Below are 1,680 nucleotides of genomic sequence, written 5' to 3'. Positions count from 1 at the left end.
CCCCCTCTGTCAGCCTAGTTGTCCAGTTGGCGATTTTGCCTGAATCCACATCAGAGTGGGCGGCATAGGATTGTTCATGCCACGTTATTCCGAGGAACGTAAGGCCGCGGTGCTAAAGAAGCTGCTACCGCCTGACAACCGCAGTGTGGCGTCGGTGGCCGCCGAGGAAGGCATATCGGATGCGACCCTGTATGGTTGGCTGAAAACATGCCGCCGACAAGGAGTGCCTGTGCCAGGGAACCGTAAGACCGGAGATGATTGGTCAGCTGACGCCAAGCTGGCTGTGGTGATTGAAACGGCTTCTCTATCAGAGACCGAGCTTGGCACGTATTGCCGGGAAAAAGGCTTATACCCTGAACAGGTGCAACGCTGGAAGGAGGCCTGCCTCCAAGGTGCCGGCATGCAGGAAAACCGAGATAAAGCCGCTCAGAAGCAGCAGCGCGATGACCGCCGTACGATCAAGAAGCTGAAGGCCGACGTCCGTCGCAAGGACCGGGTTCTGGCAGAAACGACCTCGTTGCTGGTGCTGTCAAAAAAGCTCGAAGCCTTGTACGGCGAAGCCCCGGACAACGAGGACGACTAACGTCGTTGAGCGAACGTACAAGGCTGTTGAAGGACTTTGATGAGGCGGTGGCTGGTGGCGCGGCACGCTATAAGGCAGCCGAAGTGATGGGGCTGAGTCAGCGCACCTTAAAACGCTGGCGACAGATCAATGGCAGCGTGACCATGGATCAGCGCCCGCACGCCGCGCGTGTTGCGCAGCCCCATCAGCTCACTCAGGCGGAAGAAGAGGCGATTCTGAACACCTGTTGCCAACCAGCGTATCAGAGCTTGCCGCCATCACAGATCGTACCTCTTCTGGCAGATCAGGGCCGTTATCTGGCCTCGGAGTCATCGTTTTATCGGGTACTGAAAAAGCACCAGCAGCTGAACCACCGGGGCCGCATGACGCCAGCCCGCAAGGCCGCTGAACCGACCAGCTTCACGGCCTCGGGACCCAACCAGATTTGGAGTTGGGACATCAGCTACTGCCCCTCTGAGGTGCGTGGTCAGCACTGGTACCTGTACCTGATCCTGGACGTCTATAGTCGCAAGATCATTGCCTGGGAAGTCCATGACAACGAGTCTGGATACTTGGCAAAACAACTGGTTGAGCGCGCGCTGCTGCGTGAGGGTTGCTGGCAAACGCCGCCGGTTCTGCACTCGGATAACGGCGCGCCGATGACCTCTTACACCCTGCGCGCGAGACTGGCGGAGCTGGGCATGCTGATGTCCCATAGCCGACCACGCGTGAGCAACGATAATCCTTATTCAGAGGCGCTGTTCCGCACCGTTAAGTACTGTCCAGCGTGGCCAGCGAAGGGCTTTTCCTCACTGGCCGTTGTGCGGGAATGGATGTTGTCGTTCGAGCACGCCTACAATGAACAACACCTTCACAGTGGCATTAACTTCGTCACGCCTGCCGACCGGCATCGTGGCACGGATACTAAGCGCTTGGCCGAGCGAAAAGGGGTTTATGAACGCGCAAAGCGCCTGAATCCCAAGCGCTGGTCTGGCGACGTTCGACGCTGGGAGGCCATCGGACAAGTATCGCTCAATCCTGGCAAGCCGCAGGAAAAAGAACGGAATCAGAAAGCTGCTTAATGGAAGCGATTTGGACAACTGGGTTGAAAACTACCG

At 57.8% G+C, this 1,680-nt stretch carries 1 protein-coding gene; it reads left to right on the top strand.

Going from position 1 to position 1,680, the window contains the following annotated elements; all coding sequences use genetic code 11:
• Positions 1-76: 76 nt before the first annotated feature.
• A protein-coding gene (locus tag BCL93_RS17005; RefSeq protein WP_258396741.1) for an IS3 family transposase occupies positions 77-1,644 on the top strand; the annotation gives its coding sequence in 2 pieces (ribosomal slippage) (positions 77-556 and positions 559-1,644; 1,566 coding nt in all).
• Positions 1,645-1,680: the final 36 nt, after the last annotated feature.

The sequence above is a fragment of the Onishia taeanensis genome (assembly GCF_003268885.1).
GTDB lineage: Bacteria > Pseudomonadota > Gammaproteobacteria > Pseudomonadales > Halomonadaceae > Onishia > Onishia taeanensis_A.
This window is presented reverse-complemented; position numbering and strand designations above follow the sequence as displayed.